Annotated in this window: 24 protein-coding genes; 4 read left to right on the forward strand and 20 right to left on the reverse strand. The window is 64.1% G+C overall.

Annotated elements, in window-relative coordinates:
- Positions 1-3: 3 nt before the first annotated feature.
- Entirely contained in the window at positions 4-549 is a 546-nt protein-coding gene (orn, locus tag CEY08_RS01335) for an oligoribonuclease (protein WP_042792554.1), read from the reverse strand.
- 291 nt (positions 550-840) lie between these two features.
- Between orn and CEY08_RS01340 the strand changes: the two genes are divergently transcribed.
- Positions 841-2,091 (forward strand): M48 family metallopeptidase, encoded by a 1,251-nt coding sequence (locus tag CEY08_RS01340; RefSeq protein WP_042792553.1) that lies wholly within the window; start codon positions 841-843, stop codon positions 2,089-2,091.
- Positions 2,088-3,002 carry a ribosome small subunit-dependent GTPase A gene (rsgA, locus tag CEY08_RS01345; RefSeq protein WP_076815658.1) on the forward strand — a complete coding sequence of 305 codons (915 nt, stop codon included), beginning with the start codon at positions 2,088-2,090 and terminating at the stop codon, positions 3,000-3,002. The genes CEY08_RS01340 and rsgA overlap by 4 nt, the downstream gene beginning before the upstream one ends.
- Positions 3,003-3,075: 73 nt before the next feature.
- Here the strand turns inward: rsgA and CEY08_RS01350 are convergent, their stop codons facing one another.
- Together CEY08_RS01350 and rplS are read right to left on the reverse strand one after the other, a co-directional pair.
- Positions 3,076-3,807, reverse strand: coding sequence for a CoA pyrophosphatase (locus CEY08_RS01350; RefSeq protein WP_042792551.1), 732 nt, complete (start codon positions 3,805-3,807; stop codon positions 3,076-3,078).
- 123 nt (positions 3,808-3,930) lie between these two features.
- Positions 3,931-4,311 carry a 50S ribosomal protein L19 gene (gene rplS / locus CEY08_RS01355; protein ID WP_006218237.1) on the reverse strand — a complete coding sequence of 127 codons (381 nt, stop codon included), beginning with the start codon at positions 4,309-4,311 and terminating at the stop codon, positions 3,931-3,933.
- 297 nt (positions 4,312-4,608) lie between these two features.
- Between rplS and CEY08_RS01360 the strand changes: the two genes are divergently transcribed.
- Positions 4,609-5,481: a DMT family transporter gene (locus CEY08_RS01360; protein WP_063641705.1), complete on the forward strand. Its 873-nt coding sequence runs from the start codon at positions 4,609-4,611 to the stop codon at positions 5,479-5,481.
- 90 nt (positions 5,482-5,571) lie between these two features.
- Here the strand turns inward: CEY08_RS01360 and CEY08_RS01365 are convergent, their stop codons facing one another.
- The 14 genes from CEY08_RS01365 to CEY08_RS01430 all read right to left on the reverse strand — a co-directional run bounded on the left by CEY08_RS01365 (position 5,572) and on the right by CEY08_RS01430 (position 20,572).
- Positions 5,572-6,042 carry a hypothetical protein gene (locus CEY08_RS01365; RefSeq protein ID WP_076815660.1) on the reverse strand — a complete coding sequence of 157 codons (471 nt, stop codon included), beginning with the start codon at positions 6,040-6,042 and terminating at the stop codon, positions 5,572-5,574.
- 72 nt (positions 6,043-6,114) lie between these two features.
- Positions 6,115-7,539 (reverse strand): PA0069 family radical SAM protein, encoded by a 1,425-nt coding sequence (locus CEY08_RS01370; protein WP_076815662.1) that lies wholly within the window; start codon positions 7,537-7,539, stop codon positions 6,115-6,117.
- 209 nt (positions 7,540-7,748) lie between these two features.
- Complete coding sequence (locus CEY08_RS01375; protein ID WP_076815665.1) at positions 7,749-9,047, reverse strand: sulfate adenylyltransferase subunit 1; 1,299 nt, start codon at positions 9,045-9,047, stop codon at positions 7,749-7,751.
- 41 nt (positions 9,048-9,088) lie between these two features.
- A complete protein-coding gene (gene cysD / locus CEY08_RS01380) occupies positions 9,089-9,997 on the reverse strand; it encodes a sulfate adenylyltransferase subunit CysD (protein ID WP_042792549.1) in 909 nt (302 codons plus the stop codon).
- A gap of 41 nt (positions 9,998-10,038) precedes the next feature.
- Positions 10,039-10,782 carry a phosphoadenylyl-sulfate reductase gene (locus CEY08_RS01385; RefSeq protein ID WP_063641711.1) on the reverse strand — a complete coding sequence of 248 codons (744 nt, stop codon included), beginning with the start codon at positions 10,780-10,782 and terminating at the stop codon, positions 10,039-10,041.
- Positions 10,779-11,843, reverse strand: coding sequence for a sulfate/molybdate ABC transporter ATP-binding protein (locus CEY08_RS01390; protein WP_076815667.1), 1,065 nt, complete (start codon positions 11,841-11,843; stop codon positions 10,779-10,781). Before CEY08_RS01390 ends, CEY08_RS01385 begins: the two co-directional genes overlap by 4 nt.
- A gap of 25 nt (positions 11,844-11,868) precedes the next feature.
- Positions 11,869-12,768, reverse strand: a complete 900-nt coding sequence (cysW, locus tag CEY08_RS01395) for a sulfate ABC transporter permease subunit CysW (RefSeq protein ID WP_063641715.1) — start codon at positions 12,766-12,768, stop codon at positions 11,869-11,871.
- Positions 12,765-13,655, reverse strand: coding sequence for a sulfate ABC transporter permease subunit CysT (gene cysT / locus CEY08_RS01400; protein ID WP_076815669.1), 891 nt, complete (start codon positions 13,653-13,655; stop codon positions 12,765-12,767). The genes cysW and cysT overlap by 4 nt, the downstream gene beginning before the upstream one ends.
- Before the next feature lie 24 nt (positions 13,656-13,679).
- Positions 13,680-14,660 carry a sulfate ABC transporter substrate-binding protein gene (locus CEY08_RS01405; protein ID WP_223306523.1) on the reverse strand — a complete coding sequence of 327 codons (981 nt, stop codon included), beginning with the start codon at positions 14,658-14,660 and terminating at the stop codon, positions 13,680-13,682.
- 272 nt (positions 14,661-14,932) lie between these two features.
- Positions 14,933-15,574, reverse strand: a complete 642-nt coding sequence (locus tag CEY08_RS01410) for a peroxiredoxin (RefSeq protein ID WP_076815671.1) — start codon at positions 15,572-15,574, stop codon at positions 14,933-14,935.
- Between the two features lie 151 nt (positions 15,575-15,725).
- Positions 15,726-17,552: an acyl-CoA dehydrogenase gene (locus CEY08_RS01415; RefSeq protein WP_076815673.1), complete on the reverse strand. Its 1,827-nt coding sequence runs from the start codon at positions 17,550-17,552 to the stop codon at positions 15,726-15,728.
- Between the two features lie 10 nt (positions 17,553-17,562).
- Positions 17,563-18,537, reverse strand: coding sequence for a tripartite tricarboxylate transporter substrate-binding protein (locus CEY08_RS01420; protein ID WP_076815676.1), 975 nt, complete (start codon positions 18,535-18,537; stop codon positions 17,563-17,565).
- A 65-nt stretch (positions 18,538-18,602) separates the two neighbouring features.
- The gene (locus CEY08_RS01425; RefSeq protein WP_076815678.1) at positions 18,603-19,370 is read right to left on the reverse strand and encodes an enoyl-CoA hydratase/isomerase family protein; all 768 of its coding nucleotides are present in this window, start codon (positions 19,368-19,370) and stop codon (positions 18,603-18,605) included.
- Positions 19,367-20,572 (reverse strand): CaiB/BaiF CoA transferase family protein, encoded by a 1,206-nt coding sequence (locus tag CEY08_RS01430; protein ID WP_076815680.1) that lies wholly within the window; start codon positions 20,570-20,572, stop codon positions 19,367-19,369. The genes CEY08_RS01425 and CEY08_RS01430 overlap by 4 nt, the downstream gene beginning before the upstream one ends.
- Positions 20,573-20,667: 95 nt before the next feature.
- Between CEY08_RS01430 and CEY08_RS01435 the strand changes: the two genes are divergently transcribed.
- Positions 20,668-21,603 carry a LysR substrate-binding domain-containing protein gene (locus CEY08_RS01435; RefSeq protein WP_042792538.1) on the forward strand — a complete coding sequence of 312 codons (936 nt, stop codon included), beginning with the start codon at positions 20,668-20,670 and terminating at the stop codon, positions 21,601-21,603.
- Here CEY08_RS01435 and aspT (CEY08_RS01440) read toward each other — a convergent pair.
- The 3 genes from aspT (CEY08_RS01440) to aspT (CEY08_RS01450) all read right to left on the reverse strand — a co-directional run bounded on the left by aspT (CEY08_RS01440) (position 21,600) and on the right by aspT (CEY08_RS01450) (position 26,960).
- Entirely contained in the window at positions 21,600-23,300 is a 1,701-nt protein-coding gene (aspT, locus tag CEY08_RS01440) for an aspartate-alanine antiporter (protein WP_076815681.1), read from the reverse strand. The two genes, CEY08_RS01435 and aspT (CEY08_RS01440), sit on opposite strands and share 4 nt — an antisense overlap.
- A gap of 26 nt (positions 23,301-23,326) precedes the next feature.
- Positions 23,327-25,159, reverse strand: a complete 1,833-nt coding sequence (locus CEY08_RS01445) for a bifunctional aspartate transaminase/aspartate 4-decarboxylase (RefSeq protein ID WP_076815683.1) — start codon at positions 25,157-25,159, stop codon at positions 23,327-23,329.
- A 109-nt stretch (positions 25,160-25,268) separates the two neighbouring features.
- A complete protein-coding gene (gene aspT / locus CEY08_RS01450) occupies positions 25,269-26,960 on the reverse strand; it encodes an aspartate-alanine antiporter (RefSeq protein WP_076815685.1) in 1,692 nt (563 codons plus the stop codon).
- Positions 26,961-26,963: the final 3 nt, after the last annotated feature.

Raw genomic sequence — 26,963 nt, forward strand, 5'->3', positions numbered from 1 at the left:
CGCCTACACCTTCAGGAAGTGCTCGCGGTAATACTTGAGTTCGTCGATCGATTCGTAAATGTCCGCCAGCGCTTCGTGGCGGCTCTTTTTCTCGAAGCCCTTGTAGACGGCAGGCGCCCAGCGGCGCGCCAGTTCCTTCAGGGTGCTCACGTCCAGATTGCGGTAATGGAAGAACTGCTCCAGGCGCGGCATATAAGCAAACATGAAGCGGCGGTCCTGGCTGATCGTGTTGCCGCACAGGGGCGACTTGCCCGCGGGCACGTGCTGCGCCAGAAACGCCAACAGCGTATCCTCGGCCTGCGCCTCGGAAATCGTGGATGCTTTGACCTTGTCGATCAGGCCACTCTTGCCATGCGTGGATTTGTTCCAGCTGTCCATGGCGTCGAGCAGGCTATCGGGCTGATGCACCACCAGCACCGGGCCTTCCGCCACGACGGTCAGGTCGGGTTCGGTCACCACGACGGCGACTTCGATGATGCGTTCTTTTTCGGGATCCAGGCCGGTCATTTCCATGTCCAGCCAAACCAGGCGGTTTTCGTTCACAGCCATATAATTTGCCTATAAGGGATGCCCCCGCGCCGCGCCTTCGGCTTGCTGCCTCCCCAAGGGGGCGCTTTTTACCTAGGGGCGGCCCGGCGGTAAAGATTACCCCCACGCCGCGCCTTCGGCTTGCTGCCCCCAAGGGGGCGCTTTTTACCTAGGGGCGGCCCGGCGGTAAAGATTGCCCCCGCGCCGCGCCTTCGGCTTGCTGCCCCCAAGGGCGCGCTTTTTACCTAGGGGCGGCCCGGCGGTAAAACACACGATTTTCGCACATAACTACTTGACCAAGCCGCATCGCCCATGTTCACACTGCTGTTTGTTGCCTTCCTGCTGACCGATATTGCCGTGCGCCTGTGGCTGGCGTCGCGCCAGATTCGTCACGTCGCGCGCAACCGCGACCAGGTGCCGTCCGAATTCTCTCACCGTATCGGACTGGCAAGCCATCAGCGCGCGGCAGATTACACGGTGGCGCGGGTCAAGCTGGGCATGCTGGAACGCACCTACGACGCCATCCTGCTGGTCTGCCTGACCCTGATGGGGGGGCTGCAATTCATCGACCTGATGGTGGCCCAGCTTACCAGCAACGACTTCCTGCGGCAGATGCTGTTGCTGGTCGTCGTGGCGCTGCTGCTGGGAGTCCTGGGCCTGCCGTTCACGCTCTGGCGCCAGTTCAAGCTCGAGGCGCGTTTCGGCTTCAACCGCATGACGCCCGCGCTGTTCGCCGCCGACGCCGCCAAGGGTCTGCTGGTGGCCGCGGTGCTCGGCTTGCCGCTGGCGGCCGCCGTCCTCTGGCTGATGGGCAGCGCGGGCGCGTACTGGTGGGTGTGGGCCTGGGCGCTATGGACGGCGTTCAACCTGGCGCTCCTGATCATTTACCCGATGTTCATTGCACCGCTCTTCAATAAGTTCACGCCGCTGTCCGATCCGGAACTGGCTGGACGCATCCAGCGCCTGGCGCAACGCTGCGGCTTTGCGCTCAATGGCCTTTTCGTGATGGACGGCTCGCGCCGGTCAGCCCACGGCAATGCCTACTTCACTGGATTCGGCCGTTCGCGCCGGATCGTGTTCTTCGACACTCTGCTGGCGCGGCTGAACGGCGACGAGATCGAGGCCGTGCTCGCGCACGAGCTGGGCCATTTCGCCAAGCGCCATATCATCAAGCGCATTGTGTTCAGTTTCGCCGCCGCGCTGGTGTTCTTCGCCATCCTGGGCTGGATTTCCCAACAGCCGTGGTTTTACGTCGGCCTGGGCGTCATGCCACAGCTGGGCGGGCGTAACGACGCGATGGCGCTGCTGCTGTTCTTCCTGGTCATCCCCGTATTCACTTTCATGCTCACGCCCGTGGCCAGCTGGTACTCGCGCCGCGACGAATTCGAAGCGGACCGCTATGCGGCCGAACAGAGTTCGCCGGAACGCCTGGTGTCCGCGCTGGTCAAACTCTACGACGATAACGCCGCCACCTTGACTCCCGATCCCGTGCATTCAGCCTTTTACGACAGCCATCCGCCCGCCGCCGTGCGCATCCGCCACCTGACGGCGGCCGCTGCATGAGCGCGACTACAGCCGGGCCCAATGAAGGGCGCATCATCGCCGCACACGGGCGCCATTACACCGTGGAACTTGCCGACGGCACGCTGCGCAAGTGTTTTCCGCGTGGCAAGAAGGCTGGCGCCGCCGTGGGCGACCGCGTGCGCATCACGCCCCAGGGCAAGGACGAAGGCGCCATCGACGCCATCCTCCCGCGGCGCAACCTGCTGTACCGCTCGGACGAGATGCGTTCCAAGCAGTTCGCGTCCAATGTCGACCAGTTGCTGATTGTTGTCGCCGTGCAACCCACTTTTTCGGACGACCTGACCGGGCGCGCCCTGGCGGGCGCCTGGAGCGCGGGCATCGCGCCCATCATCATCTTGAACAAGACGGACCTGACTGACGAGTTGCCGGCGGCGCGCGCGCGGCTGGCACCCATTGCCGCCCTGGGCGTGGACGTCATTGAACTCAGCGCGCTGGAACCCGAGAAGGTGCATACGCTGCTTGCGCCCCGTCTGGCCGGGCACACCAGTTTGCTGCTGGGCCAAAGCGGCATGGGCAAGTCCACGCTCCTCAACGCCCTGGTGCCGGACGCCGCCGCCCCCACCCGCGAGCATTCCACCGCGCTGGACATGGGCAAGCACACCACCACCAGCACCCGGCTCTATCACCTTCCCGCTCCGGGTGGCGACCTGATCGATTCCCCGGGCTTTCAGGCCTTCGGCCTGCAGCACCTGAGCCGCGAAGACATCATCCGCGGCTTTCCGGAGTTCACCAAACCCATCGAGGAGTGCCGTTTCTATAACTGCACCCATCGGCAGGAACCCGGCTGCGGCGTGGTGGCGGCCTTGCAGGCCGGAGCTATCGACCCGGCGCGCTACGCCCTGTACCAACGCATCCTCGAAGAAAACCTGGCAGGCCAGCAGCGCTACTAGCGCCGAGCCGTCCCGCAATGCATGACGGCCCCATCCGGGGCCGTCATGCATAGGCTTCAGCGGTCGAATGACCTCAACGTGGCGTAAAGCCGTGGCGCAGCAGATGGTAAAGGTTGCGCAACATCCCGGCGGTGGCCCCCCAGATGAAATGCTTGCCGTAAGGCATGCCGTAATACTGGCGCACCCGGCCATCGTCCAGCCGGGCTTCATACAGCCGATGATTGGCGGGGTCCATCAGAAACGACAGCGGCACCTCGAATACTTCCGCCACTTCGAATGCGTCAGGCGCCAGATCGAAACCCGGGCGCACCAACGACACCACCGGAATGATGGAAAAACCCGTCGCGGTCAGGTAGGGCGGCATGCTGCCCAGAACCTCCACGTGATTGGCGGGCAAGCCGGTTTCTTCCTGCGCTTCTCGCAGCGCCGCGGCCTCCGGCGTGGAGTCGCTGGTTTCGATGCGTCCGCCGGGAAAGCTGATCTGGCCCGCATGATCGTGCAGGTGCGCCGCGCGCTGAGTCAGCATGATGTGCACGCCGTTGTCACGAGTCACCAGCGGAATCAGCACCGCCGCGGGGACCGGCACGCCTTCGCGGCCCGGATAGCGCAGATCGGTATCGCGCGAGAGCTCCAGCGTCCAGGTGGATGGCTGGCTGAGCGTGCCCCGCAGCGAATCCGGGGTCAACAGACTGGCGGGCACGGCCGGCAAGGACTCGTTGGCCACGACCCAGGGTTGCGTCGCCGGATCGAAGCCGGGACGCGCCAGCGGCCGCCGGGGCCGCGGGGAAGACGAGGAATCAGACATACGGCTCTGCAAAAAGAAAAAGGCACCCTCGCAGGTGCCTTTTTAACCCGGAAACCCGTGCCGAACGAAAACGCGGGATGGCGTGAACGTCCGACACTGGTAGGGCCGTGTGCCGATAAGCGATCAAGCCGCCGAGGCTTGCTTGCTGACCAGCTTTTCCTTGATACGCGCCGACTTGCCCGAGCGGTTGCGCAGGTAGTACAGCTTGGCGCGGCGCACGTCGCCGCGGCGCTTGACTTCGATGCCGGCGATTTGCGGCGAGTACAGCTGGAACGTACGTTCCACGGCTTCACCCGACGAAATCTTGCGCACGGTGAACGCGGAGTTCAGGCCGCGGTTGCGCTTGGCGATCACGACGCCTTCGAAAGCCTGCACGCGCTTGCGGGTGCCTTCAACGACGTTCACGCTCACGATGACGGTGTCACCAGGAGCAAATTCAGGCTTGGCTTGACCGCCGGTCAGACGGGCAATTTCTTCCTGTTCCAGGATAGCGATAAGGTTCATGAGAACTCCTAGATCATCATGTCTTTGCGGACTAAAACTTTTGCCGTTCGATGTTGTTCACGCGGTTTCCGCGGAAAACAGCGCTATGCGCTGAGCCCGCATCCGTCGCGTGGCACGGGTGGCTGACGCTAAGGCCAGCCCCTGTTGCATGTGCCGCAAGCAGAGGATGAGATTTGGCAAACCAATGATTCTACACCAAAAATCGCTCTGGGCGTGAGGTAACATCTCCCCCGTGCTGCCGGTTTGGAGTACCCTTCCGTCTTCTGTAACAAACACGTCATCTGACGCTGTTCCCTCATGTCGTACTCGTCCCTGATACTGGTCGTCCTGGCGGCAATGGCCCACGCCACGTGGAATCTGCTCGCCAAACGTGCGGCCATGGTGGGCGCTCCCTTTGTTTTCGCCTATGGCCTGTGCGCTTCGGTGCTGTATGCGCCGTGGGTCATCTGGGTGTTGCTGCATGACGGCATGACCTGGACCTGGCCCGTGGTCGGCGCCATCCTGACCTCCAGCCTGTTGCACCTGGGCTACAGCTTGTGCCTGCAAAAGGGTTACCAGGTGGCCGATCTGTCCGTGGTCTACCCGATTGCCCGCGGCACCGGCCCGCTGCTATCCACGACTGGCGCTTTCTTGCTGCTGGGCGAACCCGCCACCACCACCGGCATCATCGGCATGCTTTGCGTGGTGGCCGGTGTGCTGCTCATCGCGACCCAGGGCCGGCTGGCCATCTTCAAGCAGGCGCAGGCCTGGGTGGGAGTGCGCTGGGGCGTGGTGATCGGCCTGTTCATCGCCGCGTATACCGTCGTCGATGCCTACGGTGTCAAGGTGCTGCTGATCAGCCCGGTGCTGTTCGACTGGTTTACCTGCGTGACCCGCACGGCGATGATGACCCCGCATATGCTGCGTCGACGCCCCCAGGCCTGGGAGGCCATGCGTGGGCACTGGCATCTGGCGCTGGCGGTCGGGCTGTTGTCCCCGCTGGGGTACATCCTGGTGCTGTACGCCTTGCGCAACGGCGCGCCGCTGAGCCTGGTGGCGCCCGCCCGGGAAATGTCCATGATGCTGGGCACCCTGGCCGGCATGTTCCTGCTGCGTGAAAAGGTCGGGCTTGGCCGCCTGGCGGGCTGCATGTCCATTCTTGCAGGGGTCATCCTGCTGGGCTCAAGCTGACCGGTCAGCTAAGGCCGGACAACGGGGCGCGACTGCTGCGCTCGAGTACGAGGTGCGGGCACGGGGCCGGCACGCTATTCGAGCGCAGGCTCAAAATCCAGCGGCCGCGCCCAGCCACATCAGGCCAGGGATGATCGCTCCCCAGGCCAGCACCATCACGACATCGATAACCATGGCCTTGACGCTGACCTGAGCCGTCACCGGTTCCACCGTGGCGTTGCCCAGGCTGCGGTCACGCGCGGCAGGCGCGGCGATCGGCCCGACCGCTGCCGGCGCCCCGGCGGCACCAATGGCAGCCTCGGGTACCGGCATGGGCAGGGGCATGGCGCGGCCGGACAAGGCTTGCGTGTCGGCCGGCGCGGGCGGAAAGGGCCACCTGGCCGGTGCCGAGCCTGGGCGGGCGCGACGGCCCGATCCGGCGTTGGCCGCAGCCGTGTTCCAGGGCATCGCCAGGCCAGCCACCTTGGCGCACCAGGCGCGGGCGCGATGTGTGCCGCGGCGCAGCGGGTTCAGCGTGACGACGAGCTCATCCGACAAGACGGAAATATCAGCGGTGTTCATGGGAACTCCTTGGAAAGACGGTCCAGCGCCAGGGCGAAGCGCCCGGCATGCATCCGCGGCAGCAGCCGGCGGTCAATCGAACAATGACAACTGGCCTGCGGCCATGGCTTGCAAGCGGCGCGCGGCGCGCCCTTGCGCGCCGCCAGCTGCGGGCGATACGGCAGGAAAAGGGACCCCTGAAGGCGCTTGCACGCCAGCCGGGGATAGAAAATCGGCAGCCTTCGCCGCAACCGCGGCGGGGGGCAGGAAACGGTCGCAGTCCAGCGCCAGACGGTGGCGATTCAGACCCAGTTTGCGCGTGGCGATGGTGAAGCGCTGACGCAGCAGATCGGCCCAGACGCCGGTGCCTCGCATGCGTGACCCGAAATTTGGATCGTTGCGGCGGCCATTGCGCAGGTCTTCGATGCGATGCAGCACGCGCTGGGCCCGGTCCGGGAAATGGGCATTGAGCCAGTCCTCGAACAGGGTCTTGACCTCCCAGGGCAGGCGCAAGACGGTGTAGCTGGCGTAATGCGCCCCAGCCGCCTTGGACTCCTGGAGGATGTGTTCCATGGATTCGTCGTTGATGAACGGGATGATGGGCGCCACCAGCACGCCCACCGGCACGCCGGCGTCCGTCAGGCTGCGCACGGCTTCCAGACGGCGCCACGGCGCGGCGGCGCGCGGTTCCAGCGTGCGGGCCATGCCGGCGTCCAACGTGGTGATGCTCATGTAGACGACCACCAGCTTCTGCTCGGCCAGCGCGGCCAGCAGGTCCAGGTCACGGGCGACCAGCGCGTTCTTGGTAACGATGGTGAGCGGATGGCGCGTTTCCAGCATTAGTTCCAGCAGGCCGCGGGTCAGGCGCCATTCGCGTTCGATGGGCTGATAGGCGTCCGTGGCGGAACCGATGTTGATGGGAGATGGCTTGTAACCAGGCCGGCTGAGTTCGGCGCGCAAGGCCTGAACCGCGTTGGCCTTTGCCACCAGGCGGGTTTCGAAGTCCAGCCCGGGCGAGAGCCCCAGGTAGGAATGGGTGGGCCGGGCGTAGCAATAGACGCAACCATGCTCGCAGCCACGGTACGGATTGACCGCGACGTCGAAGGGAATGTCGGGCGAATCGTTGCGCGACAGCATCTTGCGCGCTTCTTCGGCGGTGACCGTGGTCTTGGGGGCCACGGGCGAGACGCGGACGTCGGGCAGGACGGGAATGACCCGCGCACCGGAACCGCCGATGGCAGGTTCGGGAAAAATATTGGGGATTGAATCTGTATTGGGGACTGAATCTGCGCAAGCAGCGTCTGTGCAACGAGCGCCTGCGCAGTCGGGATCTACGTAGGCCGGATCCACGTAATCGGCGGGCAGACCCGACGAAGACCAGCCGTCGTCGACCTGCACGCGGTCATCGCGCTGAAAGCGATGCCGAACATTAGTAACCGCACCCCGACCGCGCAAGGCGGCGGGGGCGGCAGCCGGGGACCCAGAACCGGCGGGAAAAGAATGATCGGTGCGTGCCATGAAAACTACTGTACAAAAACACAGTGGTTTTGACAAGCACCAAAAGCCTTTTCGTAAGACAGCCCCACTTTACCGCAAGACGCCGACGCCGTCCGGACAAATCGATTTCACCAGGCGAGATCGCCTGGAAAGCCGCGCCAACATTGGATTTAGCGGAAAAACAACAGACTCTGCCGCACCAAAAATCCGTTGTTTTCCGGCCTCTACCGCTAGCGCAACATGCCGGCGGCCGCGGTCTGGTGGGTAGCCTCGTCGATGAGGATGAATGCGCCCGTCGCGGGCACATCCGCATAGCGATCGACCGCCAGCGACTCGCGCGTGGTCAGCGTCACGCGTCCGATGTCGTTCATGCGCAGCGTGCCTTCGGTGTTCTCCACTTCCTGCAATTCGTGGATGTCACGTTGCGACAGCACCGCGCGGATCTTCGCCGAGGTCAGGCGCGTGCCCGACTTCAGCAAATACTTGCGAGCCGGATTCAGGGCCTGCGCATCGAGCCAGCACAACTCGGCCTCGAACTCGCGCACGACCTGCGCGGGCGCAGACACGTGCACGATCACGTCGCCGCGCGACACGTCCACGTCGCGGTCCAGCACCAATGTAATCGAGTCGCCCGCCACCGCTTCATCCAGCGCTCGATCGAAGGCGCGCACTTCCCGCACCACAGCCGTCACGCCGGAGGGCTGCACGGCGATCTCGTCGCCGGGACGCAGCACGCCGCTCGCCACACGGCCGGCGTAGCCGCGAAAATCGTCCTTGCGGTTGCCATCGTGGCGCGCCACCCACTGCACCGGAAAGCGCAACGGCAAGGCGCGGCCGTCACTGGCCAGGTCCAGCGATTCCAGCAAGGCCAGCAACGGCTGTCCCTCGTACCACGGCGTCTGGGGCGACAGCGTCACCACGTTGTCGCCGTTCAGCGCCGACAGCGGCAGCGCATCGAAATGCTCGATGCCCAATTTGCGCGCCAGGTCGCCGTACGCATCGCGGATGCGCTCGAACACCGCGCGATCCCAGTCCACCAAATCCATCTTGTTGACGGCCACCACGATGTGGCGGATGCCCAGCAGGCGCGCAATGGTGCTGTGCCGCTTCGTTTGCGGCAGCAGCACGCCGTCGGCGGCGCGAGTGGCGTCGATCAGGATGACGGCCACGTCCGCCGTCGACGCTCCCGTCACCATGTTGCGCGTGTACTGCTCATGCCCCGGGGCATCGGCGATGATGAACTTGCGCGCCGGCGTGGAGAAATAGCGGTAGGCCACGTCGATGGTGATGCCCTGCTCCCGCTCTGCCTCCAAACCATCGGTCAGCAGCGAGAAATCGATGCCGTCGCCGGCCACCCGCTTGTGCTTGGCGCGCGAGATCGCGTCCAGTTGGTCAGCGAACACGCCCTTGCTGTCGTACAGCAGGCGGCCGATCAGCGTCGACTTGCCGTCGTCCACCGAACCCGCCGTGATCAGGCGCAGCACGCCCGTGTCGGCGCCGGAAAGAAAAGAATCGTTTAGTGCGTTCATGTGCGTCCCTCATCGCCGGCAAACGCCGGCACTTCCTGCGATCAGAAATAGCCTTCCTTCTTGCGGCGCTCCATCGAGGCCTCGGAAGTCTGGTCGTCCATGCGCGTGGCACCGCGCTCGGTAATGTCGGTCACCGCGGTCTCGGCGATGATGGCCCGGGTGTCGGCGGCATCGGACGCCACCGGGCAGGTGCAGGAAATGTCGCCCACCGTGCGGAAGCGCACCTGCAGGCGTTCGACCTGTTCGCCATCCTGTGGCGGCGTCAGCCGCGTGACCGGCACCAGCAGGCCCTTGCGGCGCACCACCTCGCGCTCGTGGCTGTAGTAAATGGACGGTAGTTCAAGTTGCTCGCGCTGGATGTACTGCCAGACGTCCAGCTCGGTCCAGTTCGAGATCGGAAAGACGCGCATGTTCTCGCCGCGATGCACGCGCGTGTTGAACAGGTTCCAGAGTTCCGGACGCTGCGCCTTCGGATCCCACTGGCCGAATTCATCGCGGAACGAGAAGATGCGTTCCTTGGCGCGAGCCTTTTCCTCGTCGCGGCGCGCTCCGCCTATGCAGGCGTCGAAGCCGAATTCCTCGATCGCCTCCAGCAGCGTCACGGCCTGGGCGGCATTGCGCGAATCGGTTTCGCGGCGCAACACCACGCTGCCGCGCGCAATCGAATCTTCCACACTGCGCACAATCAGGGTTTCGCCCAGTTCAGCCGCGCGCGCATCCCGGAAGGCGATCACTTCGTCGAAGTTGTGGCCGGTGTCGATATGCATCAGCGGGAACGGAAACCGTCCCGGCCGGAAGGCCTTTTCGGCCAGGCGCAACAGCACGACCGAGTCCTTGCCACCCGAGAACAGCAGCACGGGCTTCTCGCTTTCGGCGGCCACCTCGCGCAGGATGAATATTGCTTCCGATTCCAGCCAATCCAGGTGGCTGCGTTGGATCACAGCAGACATATGCACTTCCCCTAAGACAGATTTTGAATTCGTGGGCCGCATCAATCGGCACGCGCCGCAATGCTTATGACCCGGTTGCCCGCATGCAGGCCACATTCCTTGGAGTCCGACGACTCCCACCACCAGCGCCCTGCCCTGAGGTCTTCGCCCGGTCGGATGGCGCGGGTACAGGGCTCGCAGCCGATGGACGGATAGCCCTGGTCATGCAGCGGGTTGTATGGGATGCCGAGCGCGCGGATGACGGACCAGACGTCCTCTTCGCTCCAATCGGCCAGCGGATTGAACTTGTAGAGGCCGAAGGTCTTGTCATCCTCTTCCAGCGGCAGTTCGCCGCGGGTCGTGGATTGCGCCCGCCGCTGGCCGGTGATCCAGGCGCCACGGCCGGCCAGCGCGCGCTTGAGCGGCTCGACCTTGCGGATCTGGCAACAGGCGCGGCGCAGCTCGACGCTTTCGTAGAAGGCATAGGCGCCGTGGGCGGCAACGTGTTGCTCGACGGCGGTTGCGACTGGCCGGTAGATGGTGATCTCGCGGCCATAGTGCTCGCGCACGGCATCCAGCACACCCAGCGTCTCGGCATGCAGACGGCCCGTGTCCAGGGTGAAAACTTCCAGGTCCAGGCCCGCGCTATAGATCGCGTGCGTCAGCAGCATGTCCTCGGCCGCCAGCGAGGACGCCAGCGCGGCGTCCGGATAACGTTGCTGCACATCGGCCAGGCGCGCGCCCAGCTCGCGCCAGCGCGCCGCCAGGCCCGCATCGAGGTCAAGGGTAAGATCGGTCGTGCTCATGATTGCGTCGCGAAAATGCGCGCCCGGCGGGGACGCGCCAACAGGATTTCGCCATCCCGCAGGCCCAGCTCCCGGTAACGGGACTCCGGGACTTCGGCTTCGATGATGGCGTCGGATTCCTCGCTGGCCAGCTCCAGGTAGGCGCTGGGACCCGCGAGATAGGCGTGTGCCAGGCGCACGGGAATACCGTCCGCGCCGGCGCGATAGCGCTCGACGTCGAACTCGTGCGGCCGCACATAGGCGGTGGCGCGCTGGGCTTCGGCCTGCGCCAGTTCCGGCGCGGGCAAGGACAGGCCCGACCCGTTCCAGACACCTCGCGTGGCAAAGCCCTGCAGCTGGTTCACGTCGCCCAGGAAGCCATAGACGAACGGCGTGGCCGGTTCTTCCCAGACTTCGCGCGGCGTGCCCACCTGCTCGATGCGGCCCGAGTTCATCAGGACCACCCGGTCCGACACTTCCAGCGCTTCCTCCTGGTCATGCGTGACGAACACGCTGGCCACGTTCAGTTCGTCGTGCAGACGCCGCAACCAGCGACGCAGCTCCTTGCGCACCTTGGCGTCCAAGGCGCCGAAGGGCTCGTCCAGCAGCAGCACCCGCGGCTCCACGGCCAACGCGCGCGCCAGGGCGATGCGCTGGCGTTGGCCACCCGAGAGCTGAGCGGGATAGCGGTCCGCCAACCAGTCCAGCTGCACCAGTCCCAACAGGTCATGCACCTTGCGCTGGATAACGTCTTCCGAGGGGCGTTGAGAACGGTGCTTGACGCGCAACCCAAAGGCCACGTTCTCGAAGACCGTCATATGCTTGAACAGTGCATAGTGCTGGAACACGAAGCCGACCTGGCGCTGGCGCACATCCACCGCGGTCGCGTCTTCGCCCGCGAACAGCACGCTACCGGCATCGGCCGATTCCAGCCCCGCGATGATGCGCAGCAGCGTCGTCTTGCCGCAGCCCGAAGGGCCCAGCAGCGCCACCAGCTCGCCCGTTTCGATATGCAGCGAAACGTCGTTCAGCGCTCGGAACTGGCCGAAGCGCTTGGATAGATTGCGGACTTCGATACTCATGCTTGTCTCCTTCCGGGCCGCCGCCTCAGGCTATGGCCGGCTTGATGGCGGCCGCCTGGCCGGGATACTCGACCGGCAGGTCGGCGGCTTGCTGAAAGCGCGCATTGCGCCATTCCACGACGTTCTTGGCCACCAGCGTCACCAGTGCCAGCAGGGCCAGCAACGACGCCACGGCAAACGCCGCGGAATACTGGTATTCGTTGTAGAGAATCTCGACGTGCAGCGTCATGGTGTTGGTCAGGCCCCGGATCTGCCCGGACACCACCGACACGGCGCCGAACTCGCCCATGGCGCGCGCGTTGCACAGGATGGCGCCGTAAAGCAGGCCCCATTTGATGTTCGGCAAGGTCACCCGCCAGAAGATCTGCCAGCCGCTCGCGCCCAGCGTCAGCGCCGCCTGTTCTTCCTCGCTGCCCTGTGCCTGCATCAGGGGAATCAGCTCGCGCGCGACGAACGGAAAAGTCACGAATAGCGACGCCAGCACGATGCCGGGCACGGCGTAGACGATCTTGATGTCGTGCGCCTGCAACCATCCGCCGAACCACCCCTGGGTGCCAAACAACAGCACGAATACCAGGCCCGCGACCACTGGCGACACCGAGAACGGCAGATCGATCAGCGTGATCAGGAACTGCTTGCCGCGGAACTGGAACTTGGTGATCGCCCAGGCCGCGGCCACGCCGAACACCAGGTTCAGCGGCAGCGCGATGGCCGCGACCAGCAGCGTCAACCGGATGGCTGCGAGCGCGTCCGGCTCGATGATGGCGTCCAGGTACAGCTGCCACCCTTTCTTGAAGGCCTCGGCAAATACGGCCGCCAGCGGCACCAGCAGGAACAGAGCGAGGAAACCCAGCGCGACGAATAGCAGCACGCCACGCACCCAGCGCGGCTCGGTCAGATGGGCGGGACGATCCGCGGCGCTCATGCGAGCCTCCCGAGATTGCGGCGGGCCTGCCAGCCCTGCAACAGGTTGATGACGAGCAACAGCACAAAGGACAGCACCAGCATCACCGTGGCGATGGCAGCGGCGCCGGCGTAGTCGAATTCCTCGAGCTTGGCGATGATCAAGAGGGGCGTGATCTCGGACACCATGGGCATGTTGCCGGCGATGAACACGACCGAACCGTATTCACCCACCGCGCGCGCAAACGCGAGTGCGAAGCCGGTCATCAAGGCCGGCATGATGATGGGCAGCAGCACCCGCCGTATGGTCTGCCAACGATTGGCGCCCAGGCTGGCGGCGGCCTCTTCGATCTCGCGCTCCACGTCTTCCAGCACGGGCTGCACGGTGCGCACCACGAACGGCACGCCGATGAAAATCAGGGCGATGACGATGCCCAGCGGCGTGAACGCCACCTTCCAGCCGAACCAATCGGCCAACGGCCCGCCCAGCCATCCCTTCTGCGAATACAGCGAAGTCAGCGCGATACCCGCCACGGCGGTGGGCAGCGCGAACGGCAGGTCGACCAGCGCGTCCAGGATTTTCTTGCCCGGGAAGCGGTAACGCACCAGGACCCAGGCCACCACCGTGCCGAACACCAGGTTGACCAGCGCCGCGATAAACGAGGCCCCGAAGGTCAGCCGGTACGAGGCCATCACCCGAGGCGCGGTCACCGCATCCCAGAAGCCCTGCCAGCCCAGCCCGGCGCTCTTGATCGGCAATGCCGCCAGCGGAATGAGCACAAGCACGCTCAGGTACAGCACCGCGTAACCCATCGAGATACCGAATCCGGGCAGCACACCCGGGCTGTTGCGCCGAAAGGCAAAAGGCGCTTGCGCGCCGCTTGCCACCGGGTTCGAGGCTATCGTCATGGCCGTCGTCCGATCGTTATTTGCTTATTTCTTTTGCGGCAGGTAGATCTGGTCGAACGTACCGCCATCGCTGAAGTGATCCTTCTGCGCCTTGCGCCAGCCGCCGAAGATCTTGTCGTCGATAGTCACGAGCTTGACCTTGGGGAACTTGCTTTCGTACTTGGCGGCCACGGTCTTGTCGATAGGGCGGTAGTAGTTCTTGGCAATGATTTCCTGCGCAGCGGGCGTATAGAGGAACTCCAGGTAGGCCTGCGCCGCGGCGCGGGTGCCCTTCTTGTCCACGACCTTGTCGACCACGGCCACCGGCGGCTCGGCCAGGATGGACAACGACGGCACCACGATGTCGAACTTGTCCGGCCCCAGTTCTTCAAGCGCCAGGAATGCCTCGTTCTCCCAGGCCAGCAGCACGTCGCCCACACCGCGCTCCACGAAGGTGGTGGTGGCGCCGCGCGCGCCGGTATCCAACACGGGCACGTGCTTGAGCAGATCACCCACGAAGGCGCGGGCCTTGTCTTCGCTGCCGCCGTTCTTCTCCAACGCATAGGCCCAGGCGGCCAGGTAGTTCCAGCGCGCGCCGCCAGAGGTCTTGGGGTTGGGGGTGATGACCTGCACGCCATCCTTGACCAGATCGTCCCAGTCCTTGATCTGCTTGGGATTGCCCTTGCGCACCAGGAACACGATGGTAGAGGTGTAGGGCGAGCTGTTCTGCGGCAGGCGAGCCTGCCAGTCGGCGGGCAGCAACCCGCGGTCGGCAACGGCGTCGATGTCATAGGCCAGGGCCAGCGTCACCACGTCGGCTTCCAGGCCATCGATGACGGACCGCGCCTGGCGGCCGGAGCCCCCGTGCGACTGGCGGATGGTCAGGTCGACGTTCGCCTTCGCCTTGTATTCCTTGATGAATGCGTCGTCGATGGCGCGATACAGCTCGCGGGTCGGGTCATACGAGACATTCAAGAGTGTCTGCTTCTGCTGCGCCTGGGCCGGCGCAATCGCGGCAAACGACATCGTCACTGCGGCCAAGGCGGCCAACCATCCGGCTTTCCTGAAAGACATCCCTTGCTCCCTGTGTTCGGCAATGTGGGAGCAAGTGTGCTGGCTGGACGTTCTGAACGGAACGAATCATTATTTGGTTGCTCATCGCTCGCAGGCATATAGGACCGCAGTCCCAGCAATGGGAACATCGCCCGCTCCGCTCGCGTCTCCCAATGAAAAACCGCCGTCTTCCCCAGGAGAAGACGGCGGTTGCGTACGGGGGGCCGCCCCCGCGATTTCCGAATTTACTTATTCGGTTGCGGCGTGATGCGCAAATACGGACGCACGGCCTTGTAGCCCTTCGGGAACTTCTGCTTGATCACGGCCTCGTCCTGCAGGGACGGCACGATGATCACGTCATCGCCGTCTTCCCAGTTCACCGGCGTGGCCACGCTGTGGCTGTCCGTCAGTTGCAGGGAATCGATGACGCGCAGGATTTCGTTGAAGTTGCGACCGGTGCTGGCCGGATACGTGATGGTCAGGCGCACCTTCTTGTTGGGGTCGATGATGAACACCGAACGCACGGTCAGCGTGGCGTTGGCGTTCGGGTGGATCATGTCGTAGAGCTCGGACACCTTGCGGTCCTTGTCGGCCAGGATCGGAAAGTTGACCTTGGTGGACTGCGTATCGTTGATGTCCTCGATCCACTTGGTGTGCGAATCGGCGCCGTCGACCGACAGGGCCAGCACTTTCACATTGCGCTTGGCGAACTCGTCGGCGAGCTTGGCGGTGTAGCCCAGTTCGGTCGTGCAGACAGGCGTGAAATCGGCGGGGTGCGAGAACAGCACCCCCCAACTGTTACCCAGGTACTCATGGAAACGGATCGGCCCAGCCGAGGATTCCTGTTCGAAATCAGGGGCAGTGTCGCCCAGGCGTAGATGACTCATGGTGTCTCCTGTGTGCAGATGCAGGTTTGGGGGGAGCTGGCCGCCCGTTGGGAGGGCGGCGCAGGAACAGCGTTTCATGGCGTAGCGTAGCGCCTGTGAAACGATTCTTCCATCAAACCTTTAGCCGAGGAAATACGCAAGTCATATAACCTTATGCAATATTCAGGCTGGCGCCGCAGGCGTCCGCGACGGCCCCTGCACGCACGGCTGCGGACAGGGTCAGCGCGCGCGGCAGGATATGGGCAGCGTAGAACAATCCCGTCGCCAATTTGCCTGTATGGAACGGATCGGAGGACCCGGCCGCCAGATGACGGCGGCAGGCCAGCACGGCTCGCGCCATCTGCCAGCCGCCATGCACCACTCCGGCCAGCATCAGATACGGCACGCTGCTGGAATAGACCGCCCGGATGTTGGTCGGCGATTGCTCCAGGATGAACGCCACTCCGGCCTCGTAGGCCTGGATGGCGCTATCCAGGTTGTCGCGCAGCAGGCGCAGCCCCTCCCGCTCGTCCGCGGACGCGCGCGTCACCTCGGCTTCCACGGCACGCAGGGTCTCCCGCATTGCCGAGATCGCTGCGTGGGCCGTGGCGCCACCATCGCGTTGCGTCTTGCGGCTGACCAGGTCATTGGCCTGGATCGCGGTCGTGCCTTCGTAGATGGGCAGGATGCGCGCATCGCGGTAATACTGCGCAGCCCCGGTTTCCTCGATATAGCCCATGCCGCCATGCACCTGCAGGCCCAGTGACGCGACCTCGACCGCGGTCTCGGTCGAGTAGCCCTTTACGATGGGCACCATGTATTCATAAAAGGCGCGGTTGCGCGCGCGCAATTCCGGATCGGGATGATGCGTGCCCTTGTCGTGCGCGGCCGCGGTCACGTAGGACACGGCGCGGGCCGCCTCGGTCAGCGCCTTCATGGTCATCAGCATGCGCTGCACGTCTGGATGACGCACGATCGCCACCGGCCCGGCCGATCCTTCCACCGCGCGCCCCTGCACGCGGTCTCGCGCATAGGCCAGGGCATGCTGGTAGGCACGCTCGGACACGCCTATGCCCTGCTGCCCCACCGAGTAACGGGCCGCATTCATCATGATGAACATGTATTCCAGGCCGCGGTTCTGCTCACCGACCAGATAGCCGATGGCACCCTCGCCTGCCTCGCCCTTGCCCGAACCGTACAGGAGCACGGCGGTAGGACTGCCATGGATACCCAGCTTGTGTTCCAGCGACGCGCACCACACGTCGTTGCGCTTGCCCAGGCTGCCGTCGGCCTGCACCAGGAACTTGGGCACGATGAACAGTGAAATACCCTTCACGCCGGCCGGCGCGTCCGGCGTGCGCGCCAGCACTAAGTGAATGATGTTCTCGGCCAGGTCGTGGTCGCCATAGGTGATGAAGATCTTTTGCCCGGTCAGGCGGTAGCTGCCGTCGTCCTGCTTCACCGCGCGGGTCGCCACCTGTGCCAGATCCGAACCGGCTTGCGGTTCGGTGAGGTTCATCGTGCCAGTCCATTTGCCGCCGATCAGCTGCGGCACGTACTGCTTGCGCTGCGCGTCCGATCCGACCGTGAGCAAGGCCTCGATCACGCCGTCCGTCAGCATGGGGCACAAGGAAAACGCCAGACTGGCCGCCTGGATGTTCTCGCCCGGCGCCGCCGCAACCAGCTTGGGCAGCCCCTGGCCGCCCCACTCGGCGGGATGCTGCAAGCCCTGCCAGCCCCCCGCCGCATAGTCCTTGAACCCCTGCGCGTAACCCGGCGTGGTGGTGACCCGGCCGTCTTTCCAGACCGGCGGCTGCGTATCGCCCGGCACATTCAGCGGCGCGACGGCCTGTTCCACGAAGCGGCCATTCTCTTCCAGGATGGCGTCCACCAGATCGGGCGTGACTTCTTCGAAGCCGGGCAGCTTCAGGACCTCGTCGAGTCCGGCCAGCTCCTTCAAGGCAAAGCGGAAGTCCTGCAGCGGGGTTACGTAGGGCATGGGGTCTCCGTCAATTGGCAGTCTCTAGGCTTTCTTTGGCCAATCTTAAACCCTTGCTTCCTTCCTTGCGGGCGTACTCCCCGAAAGCGGCCAGGGACGCGGACGGGGTCACTTCCTCGTATCCGGCCGCCATGCCCTGCTGCACATCGGCCAGCGCCAGCACCTCGTTGCTGGCTTTGAACAGGGTTTCGAGCACTTGAGGCGGAGTGTCCTTGGGAGCAAAGATGCCCCACCAGTTGGAAAGGTCGTAGCCAGGCACAGTTTGCGAAATGGGCGGATAGGGCAAGAGCCGCGAGGGCTGGCCAGAGGTGACCGCCAGCGCCACGACCTTGCCCGTATCGATCACCGACTTGGCCGAGGGCGCCGTGGCGAACGAGATATCCGTATCGCCCGCCGCCACGGATTGCGCCGCCGCCGCGCCGCCCTTGAAGGGGATGTGCATCAGCTTCACGCCGGTAAGCGTCATGAACTCAACCGCCGCCAGATGCGTAATGACGCCATTGCCAGACGATGCAACGTTAATGGTGCCCGGCTTGCTCTTGGCGCGGTCGATCAGGTCCTGCACGCTCTTGAGCCCCAGCTTGGCATTCGCGATCAAGACCATGGGACCGGTGGTCAGCTGCGCCACGGGCACGAAGTTGTCCGGCGTGTAATCCACCTTGTACAAGGCGCTGTCGCTGCCCATGACGCTGGAATTCCCCAGGTATAGCGTATAGCCGTCGGCTGCGGCGCGCGCCGCAAGGCTGGCGCCGATGGTGGATCCGGCGCCGGGGCGGTTCTCGACGACCACAGGCTGCTTCAATTGCCGGGCCAGCGCATTCGCGTAGACTCGGCCCACCTGATCGGCGCCGCCGCCAGGCGGAAATCCGATCACCAAGGTCAGGGGTTTGCTGGGATAGGGCTCGGCGGCATACGCGCCGCCGGGCGTGGCGGACGCCGCGATGACAGCAAGCAAGGCGCCGCAGACGGCAATAGCAGGTTTCATCAGTGTCTCCTTTGATGGCATCGGAGCCGCTTGTGGCGCGGCTCTCTGTTCATGCACCGGCCGCTTCAGCAGCCAGTGAAATTCGGCGGGCGCTTTTCCTTCCACGCCTTCGCGCCCTCGGCGAGGTCGCGGGACCGCTCGGAGCGCAGGACCGCCTCTTCTATTGCGGCCAGATCGACCTCCCCTCGCGCGATGCGGTTCAGATGGGCCTTCACGCCGAATAGCGGTATCGGCGCCATCCCGGCGATCTGTTGGCTCAAGGCGTCCAGCCGGGAAGGCAGCATGTCGTCCGGCACCATTTCCGTCAGGAATCCGATGCGCAGCATTTCGTCGGCCTGCAGCTTCTGTGCCGTCAGGAACAGGCGCTTGGCCTGGTCCAGGCCCAGCCGCGTCACATAGCGCGACATGCCTCCCGCGTAAAAATGCAGGCCGAGCCGCGTGGCCGGCATGAACATGTCGGCCTGCGGCGTGCCGATACGGAAGTCGCATGCCAGGCACAGATCCGTGCCGCCGCCATAAACGCCGCCCTGGATGGCCGCGATCGTCACGGGACGCGCCGCCTCGATCAGGTCCATGGTCTGGCCGAAATAGAGCGAGCTTGGCGCGCTGTCCGAGGCTAGCGACGAAATGTCATAGCCGCTGCAAAAATACTTGCCCCCGGACAGGAAGCGCAGCACCCGCACGTTGTCGTCCGCGTTCACCCTGTCCAGATGATCCCTGAGTGCCGCCAGATCCTGCGGCCCAAGCCGGTTGGCATGGCCCGGCCGGCGCAGGCGAATGGTCGCTATATGCTGGTCGATGGAGAGATCGGGCGTCTCCGCGAAGTCCGTCATGCCAGGGCCTCCGCCTGATGCGCCACGCCCTCCGCCAGCAGCCGGTCGATCTCGGCATCGGCCATGCCGTAGCGCGCGAAGACCTCTCGCGTATGCTGACCGAACACGGGCGGCGCGCGGCGGCTTGCCGTCTCGGCGCCGTTCAGCCCGATGGGCAGGCCCACCTGACGCAATTCGCCCAGCACCGGGTGCGTCAAAGACTGGACCAGCCCAGAGGCCTGCACCTGCGCATCGGCGAACACATCCTCCAGCGTGTTGATGGGTCCTGCAGGAATGCCGCCTTCGATCATCAGGGCGGTCCATTCCATGCGCGTCTTGCGCTTGAGCCCCGCTTCCAGTTCCAGCTTCAGTTCGTAGCGATGCTGCATGCGCTCCGCATTCGTGAGGAAGCGCTCGTCCGACACCAGATGGGACAAGCCCAGAATGCCGCAGAGCCGCACCCACATGGCCTGGGTCGCCGGCGCCAGGTTGAGCGGCCCATCGGCCGTCTCGAATGTGCCGTAGGGCGCAATCACCGGGTGCACATTGCCGCAAGGCTCCGGCACCTCGTGCTTGCTGAGATAGCGTTGGCCCTGCACGCTGAGCAGCGCCATCAGGCCCGCCAGCAGCGAGGTTTCCACGTGCTGCCCGCGCCCGGTCGATGCGCGTTGCGCCACGGCGGACAAGATGCCGATGACCAGCCACATGCCAGCGGTCAGGTCGCCGATGGCGACGCCCACGCGCGTCGGTCCGGACTCCGGCGTGCCCGTCAGGCTCATGAACCCGGAATAGCCTTGCGCCACCTGGTCAAACCCGGCCCAGTCCCGCGCCGGTCCCTTGCTGCCAAAGCCGGAAATCGATGCCATGATCAAACCCGGGTGATCCTGGGCCAGTGACGCGTATCCCAAGCCCATGGCATCCATCGTCCCGACCTTGAAGTTTTCGACCACGATGTCGGAAGCCAGAGCCATCTTGCGCAACAGCGCCAGCCCCTCCGGCTTGCGAAAATCCACGCCTATGCCTTGTTTGCTGCGATTGGCGCTAAGATAATAAACACTTATGTCATCATCGAAAGGGCCCCACTGCCGCGCCATCTCGCCTGCGGGCATGGGTTCCACCTTCACAACCTCGGCGCCCAGGTCTCCAAGAATCATTGTGCAGAACGGCCCGGACAGAGCCCGAGTCAGATCCAGCACCTTCAGCCCTGCCAACGGCAGACTCATAGTCGTCCTCCCGTGATACGAAGCCCATTCTAGGCAGCGCATCACAGGCCCCGAAAATACTATTTTCCGATCCATCCATAAGATTCTCTTATTCCATGAATCTGCGACAGCTCAAGTACTTTGTCCGTGTCGTTGAAATGCGCAACATGACCCGCGCCGCCGAAAGCCTGCATGTGGCCCAACCCGCGCTCAGCCAGCAGATGGCGCAGTTGGAGGAAAGCCTGGGCGTCGCATTGCTGGTGCGCGGAGTCAAGGGAGTCCAGCCCACCGCGGAAGGCCTGTTGCTGTACCGGCACGCGCAAACCATCCTGCGCCAGGTCGACAGCACGCGCAGCCTGCTTTCCAAGACCGGGGACCAAGTCACGGGGACCGTATCGATAGGTCTGGCTTCCAGCACCGCCCGCATGCTAGCGTTGCCACTGATGCGGCGGGCCAAGGCGGAGCTGCCTTCGGTGGTGCTGGAAATCGTCGATGTGCCCAGCGCGGACCTGACGAAGCTGGTCCTGCAGGGCCGCATCGATTTTTCCCTGTCTCCCGACCAGCAACCCATGCAGGGCCTGGTGCGCACGCCACTCCTTCGGGAAAGCCTGTTCCTGTTGGCTCATGCCAGCGTCAAACTACCCCGCCGCACCCTGGCCATCGCGGACTTTGCGCCACTGCCCCTGGTTCTTCCCAGCTTGCCCAACACGCTGCGCGCGCGCCTGGACCACGCTTTCCTGACTGCGGGCCTGACCTGCAACCTGTTTGCGGAGGCCAGCACCTCGGCCATTCTGGTGCCCGCAGTGCGCAGCGCAATGGCCGCGACTATCCTGCCCTGCTCAGCCGCGCAGCCCGAGATCGAGGAAGGATCCATCGTGGCGCATGCGCTGGACGAGTCGCTATCGCGCGAACTGGTGTTATGCGCCAGCGAGAGCCTGCCGCCAACCCCTGCGGTCGACCAGGTGATCGCAATCTGCAAGGACGAAATAAAACGCCTGATCAACGATCAGGCGTGGCGGGGATGCGCGCTGCTGAATCAGGATCGGCGCTAGCTCAAGTGATGCGCGAGCGACACGATGATCGGGCCCAGCACCGGCAGCAGCACGTTGGCGATGGCGTAGGTCACTGTGTAGCCCAATAGCGGCACGGAGCTGCCGCTGGAGGTCAGGATGGCGCTGATGGCCGGCGTGCTGACATGCTGGCCCGCAATCGCACCGACCAGCAGCGGCCCCTCGATCTTCAGGATCTTGTGACCCACCCAAAGCGACAGGCAAGCCGGGCCCAACGACACCAGCAGGCCGATGAGCGGCAGCACCGCGCCGTGCTCCCGGATCAGCGCAATGGCCTCCGGCCCCGCCGACAGGCCGACGCAAGCCACGAACACCGCCAGCCCCAAATCCTTCAGCAGCTGCACGGCATGTTCCGGCATATGGCCGATCGAGGGCCGCTTGGCATTGATCCAGCCGCAGACCAGACCGCTGACCAACGCCCCGCCGCCGCTGCCCAGCGAGACGGGAATGCCCCAGAGCCGCGCGCTCAGGCTGCCGATCAGCAGGCCGGCGAGAATGCCGAATGCCAGAAACACCAGATCGGTCACGCCGCTGCGGCGCAGTTCGTTGCCCAGCGCCGCGCCGGCCTGGGACAGTTCCGGCTCGGCGCCCACCAGCGTGACCAGGTCGCCGTACTGCACCACGGTGGACGGCGTGATGGGCAGCGAGTGGCCCGAGCGCACGATCGATTGCAGGAACACGCCGCGCGCGCGGCGGGCATTCGGCCGCTTCGCCAATTCGCCGACGGTATGGCCGTTGACGGCCTTCTTGTTCACGATGACGGCCAGCTCGCTCAGCTGCAGGTCGTCTGCATGCGCCTCCGGCAGCTGGATCTCGGGTCCGATGACGGAGCCCGCGCGCAGCGCAAAACGCCGCAAGCCCAGCACCACGACGACGTCGCCGGTGGCCAGCCTGTCGTCAGGCGTGGCGTCCACTGCTTCGCCATTGCGCAGGATACGGCTGATGACGGTGCGGCCCCCAAGTTCGGCTTCGATCTCGGCGACACTCTTGCCATCGGCGTCCTTGACCACATGCGAGCGCCCCACGAGCCGCGGCAGCGTGGGCATGTTCGATTCTTCGCCTTCACCCGCCGCTACCCCGAGCTTCTCCTCCAGCGCCTTGGAGGCTTCGCGCAGGTTTATCCGCAAGAGCGCCGGCGCGATCTGGCTGGTGAAGAACACGATGCTGATCAGACCCACAAGGTAGGTCAGCGTATAGGCCGTGGCGATGTTGGCTTCCATGCGCTGAACATCGGCATCCGCCAACCCCAGGTGTTTGAGTGCTTCGGCAGCGGTACCGACCACCGCCGACTCGGTGGCGGCGCCTGCCGCCAGGCCCGCGGCCGTCCCGGCGTCCAGACCGAACAGCGGCACCGCCACCAGCACGATCGTCAACACCAGCAAGGCTTCAATAAGAGGCAGCGCGATGTACCGCAGGCTGGAGCGGTTCAAGTTCGCGAAGAACTGTGGACCGCCCGAATACCCCATCGCGAAAATGAACAAGGCGAATGCAACTTCCTTCAGGTCGCCTCGCATCTGGCAACCCGTCTGACCGATCAGCAGGGCGACGATGAGCGTTCCGCACACGCCACCCAGCTGTATCGGCCCGACTTTGAGCTTGCCGATCAGGTATCCCAATCCCACCGTCACGAACAGCACTGCGATGGGAACGCTATTGAAAAACCCGACCGAGCAAGTCATGTCGTCATTTCACCCGTTTGCGCGGCTTACTTGCCCGCTTTCGACTTTTTAGCAGAACGCGCCGCGGTATCGGCCTTCTTGACTGCCTGCTTCACCGCCTTCTTTGCAGCGGTCTTGCCAGCCTTCTTGGCCGTCCCTCCGCGCTTGGCCGCAGCGGCCTTGATGGTCTGTCCCTTGCCGGCGGTCGGACCGGAACGCACCAATTCGGATGCCTTCCAGGCTTCGACGTACTCGCTCGCGGCTTCAACCATGTGCTTGCCGATCTTGGCGTAATCGGCATCGTCCAGGTTGGCCAACGAAATCCGGATGGACCACGGCGGACCGCCAAAGCCTCCCCCGTCCATCAGCACCACACCCGATTTCTCGGCCAGACGGAACAGGAAGTCGACCGGCTCGTAGTTGCTGACCATGTACTTGCAGAACGCATCCCCATACATCACCTTGGCCCAGACCATGAAGTCCAGTTCCACGTAGTACCAGCCACGCATCGGATCATCCGGCGGCATGGGGATACCGAGCCCCTGCCATAAGGAATCGCGCCTGCGCCGCACGATCTCCATCGTCAGATGCTTGTACGCGTCCTTCAAGTCCAGCAAATGAGCCAAAGCGAAAAAGCCCATCTGCACTTGCTGCGGCAGGGACAGGCCGGCAGTATGGTTCAGCGCCACATTCCGGCTGTCCGCGACCATACGGTCGATGAACTTGAGTTTCTCGGGCTCCATCGTCATGGCGCCATAACGCTTGTCCAGGCGCTTTTTCCAGGAGGCGGGCAACTCGGCAATGCGACGGTCCATCGTGTTCGTCTCGTGCGTCGCGATCACCCCGAGGCGCCAGCCGGTGCAACCGAAATTCTTGGAGAACGAATACACGCAAATCGTGTTGTGCGGAACCTCGGCCATCAATGAACGGAAGTTCGGGACGAAGGTGCCATACACGTCGTCCGTCACGAGCACCAGATCGGGATTCTTCCGAATCAAGCGCACGATCTGCTTCATTTCCACCGGACTGAAGGCCACGGACGGCGGGTTGCTGGGATTGACCGTCACCGCCAGCTTGATCTTCGGATTCTCGAGCTTGGCGATCTCGGAGGCCGGATAGTGCCAATCATGCGTGCCGTCGGCACGCATGCTGTTCGCATTGATGGCGACGATCTTGAACTGGAAACGCTCCAGGTGCGCGATCTCGATGTAGGGCGTGAACGTGGGCAGGAACAGCGCGATCGTGTCGCCCTGCTTCAACAAGCCGTTCTGCATCAGCGAATCGAAGATGTAGCACATGGCCGCCGTGCCGCCTTCGACCGGAAACAGATCGAACTTCCCCTTGGGAGGACGGCCGTCGCACATTTCCTTGATCAGGTAATCGTGCACGATCTGCTCGATGTGCACCAAGGCGCGAGGGGGCACCGGATAGTGGTCGCCGATGATGCTGTCGGTCAGTTCGTAGATCCACTCGTCCGGGTCGAATCCCTTGACCTTTACTCCATATTCCAGCACGCCGACCAGAAAATCGTGTCCATCCTGGCCTTTGTGCTTGGACAGGAACTTGCGAAGCCGGTCCGCGCATCCTTTCTTGGCAGGCATGCCGGCCAGGATGACTTCATCATGCACGCGGCGCGCCTCCTTCATGGCAAATTGGCCTAGCAGGAAAAACGCGTCGCGCGGTTCGGTCGCAATCCAGTTGGGATTGCCGCGCCCCGCGTTCAACATGGTCGCGGCCGCGACTTGCTGGCTATCCTTGGCCAGGGTGATCAAATAGTCCTTCAGCTCGAAGGGAGACAATTGCTCCAGTTCTCGTTGGTGAGAGCGGGTCGTTTTCAAGGCCGAGGCCAAACTGACGGTGAGAGGCGCGGTGGAAGCCATCGTTCAGTACTCCTGGTTTGTGTTGTGACAGGCGCTTTCGGGCGGGGACAGGTAGGTCCGCCGCCCATCTCGTACTGCCCGCAAGCCGGGCGGCCTGCGGGGGGGCCCGCTAGGTCATGAGCATGACGATGACAATCCCCCAGATAATGAGCAGGGTGTTGCCAATCGCATAGGGCACGGTGTAGCCCAGGGCGGGTACCTGGCTCTTCGCCGTTTCGGTAATCTGTCCGATGGCGGCCGTCGTAGTCCGGGCGCCTGCGCACACGCCCAGCGCGATGGCGGGATGGAACTTGAAGAGATACCGCGCGATGAACACGCCCAGGATCATGGGCACGCTGGTTGCGATGATGCCGGCAATGAAGAGTTTTGCCCCCAGTTGCTGAAAGCCCAGGACGAAGCCCGGTCCGGACGAAATGCCGACCACTGCTACGAATGTCGTCAGCCCGACGGAAGTCAGGAACCAGTGCACCGGCTCCGGCACACGCCCGAAGGTCGGATGCACGGAACGCAGATAACCAAAGATCAAGCCGGCAATCAACGAACCGCCCGAGGTGGACAGCGTGATCGGTATTCCCCCCACCGTCAGCACGAGCGAGCCGAACAGCCCGCCCAACAGGATGCCAAATCCAACGAACACCATGTCGGTCTGATCGGTGGCACGGTCCACGTAACCCACTTTGCCGACCACGCGCTCCACGTCGCGCTTGGCGCCCAGCAGGAAAAGTCGGTCGCCGCGGTCCAGCTTCAGCCCCCAATTGACCGGCATCTCGTGGCCGCCGCGCACGACCTTGCGCAGGAACACGCCACGCCCCAATTCACGCACTTTGTCGTGTTGCGCGATTTCCTGGACCGTCTTGCCGGCCAGATTCTTGTTGGTGAGCACGACCTCGACAATCTCGGCTGGCAGATTGATCACGTCGCGGTCCTCGACCTCGCCGCCGATGATGCCGGGAGCCTGGATGACCAGGGCGTCGTGCCTGCCGGTGACTCCAAGCACGTCGCCCGCCTGCAGCACGGTCTTCGCATCGCAGTCCACGATCTGATCGCCACGGCGGATGCGCTCGACAAAGACCCGGGCCTCGACGAACCGGGACTCCAGCTCGCCCACCGTCTTGCCCACGAGGTCGGCGTGATCCAACTTATAGGCGCGGGCCGTGAATTTGCGGTAGCCGGAGAGCTCCATCGAGTCGGCGCCACCGGACATTTTGGCCTCATAGTCCTTGCACTCTTTCACGATGTCCACACGCATCAGCTTCGGGCCAAGCGAGGCCAGGATCCAGGCGCTGCCAACCGTGCCGAAGATGTAGCAGACCGCGTAGGCCACCGGGATGCTGTCGATCCATTTCTTCTTGGTCGCCGCATCCACGTTCAAGCCGTTGATCGTGTCCGTCGCCACGCCCATCACTGCGGAAATGGTTTGGGCGCCGGACAGCAGGCCCGCGCCAGTACCGGCGTCAAAGCCGAACCCGACCGCCGTTGCCCAAGTGACCAACAGGCAGATAACGCAAATAATGACCGCGAAAATGACCTGAGGTAGGCCATCGCTTTTCATGCCGCGGAAGAATTGAGGACCGACGCCGTAGCCGAGTCCAAAAAGAAAAAGCAGGAAGAACACCTGCTTTACGATTGGAGCAATAGTAATGTTGAGTTGCCCTACCAGCACACCAACCAACAGCGTGCCGGTAACTGCACCGAGGTTGAATCCGAAGAGCTTCTTGGCGCCTATCCAATACCCGAGACCCAGGGTAAGGAAAATCGCAAGTTCCGGATATTTTCGCAGAGTGTCAAAGAACCATTCCATCCC

It is taken from the genome of Achromobacter insolitus (assembly GCF_002209555.1).
GTDB lineage: Bacteria > Pseudomonadota > Gammaproteobacteria > Burkholderiales > Burkholderiaceae_B > Achromobacter > Achromobacter insolitus.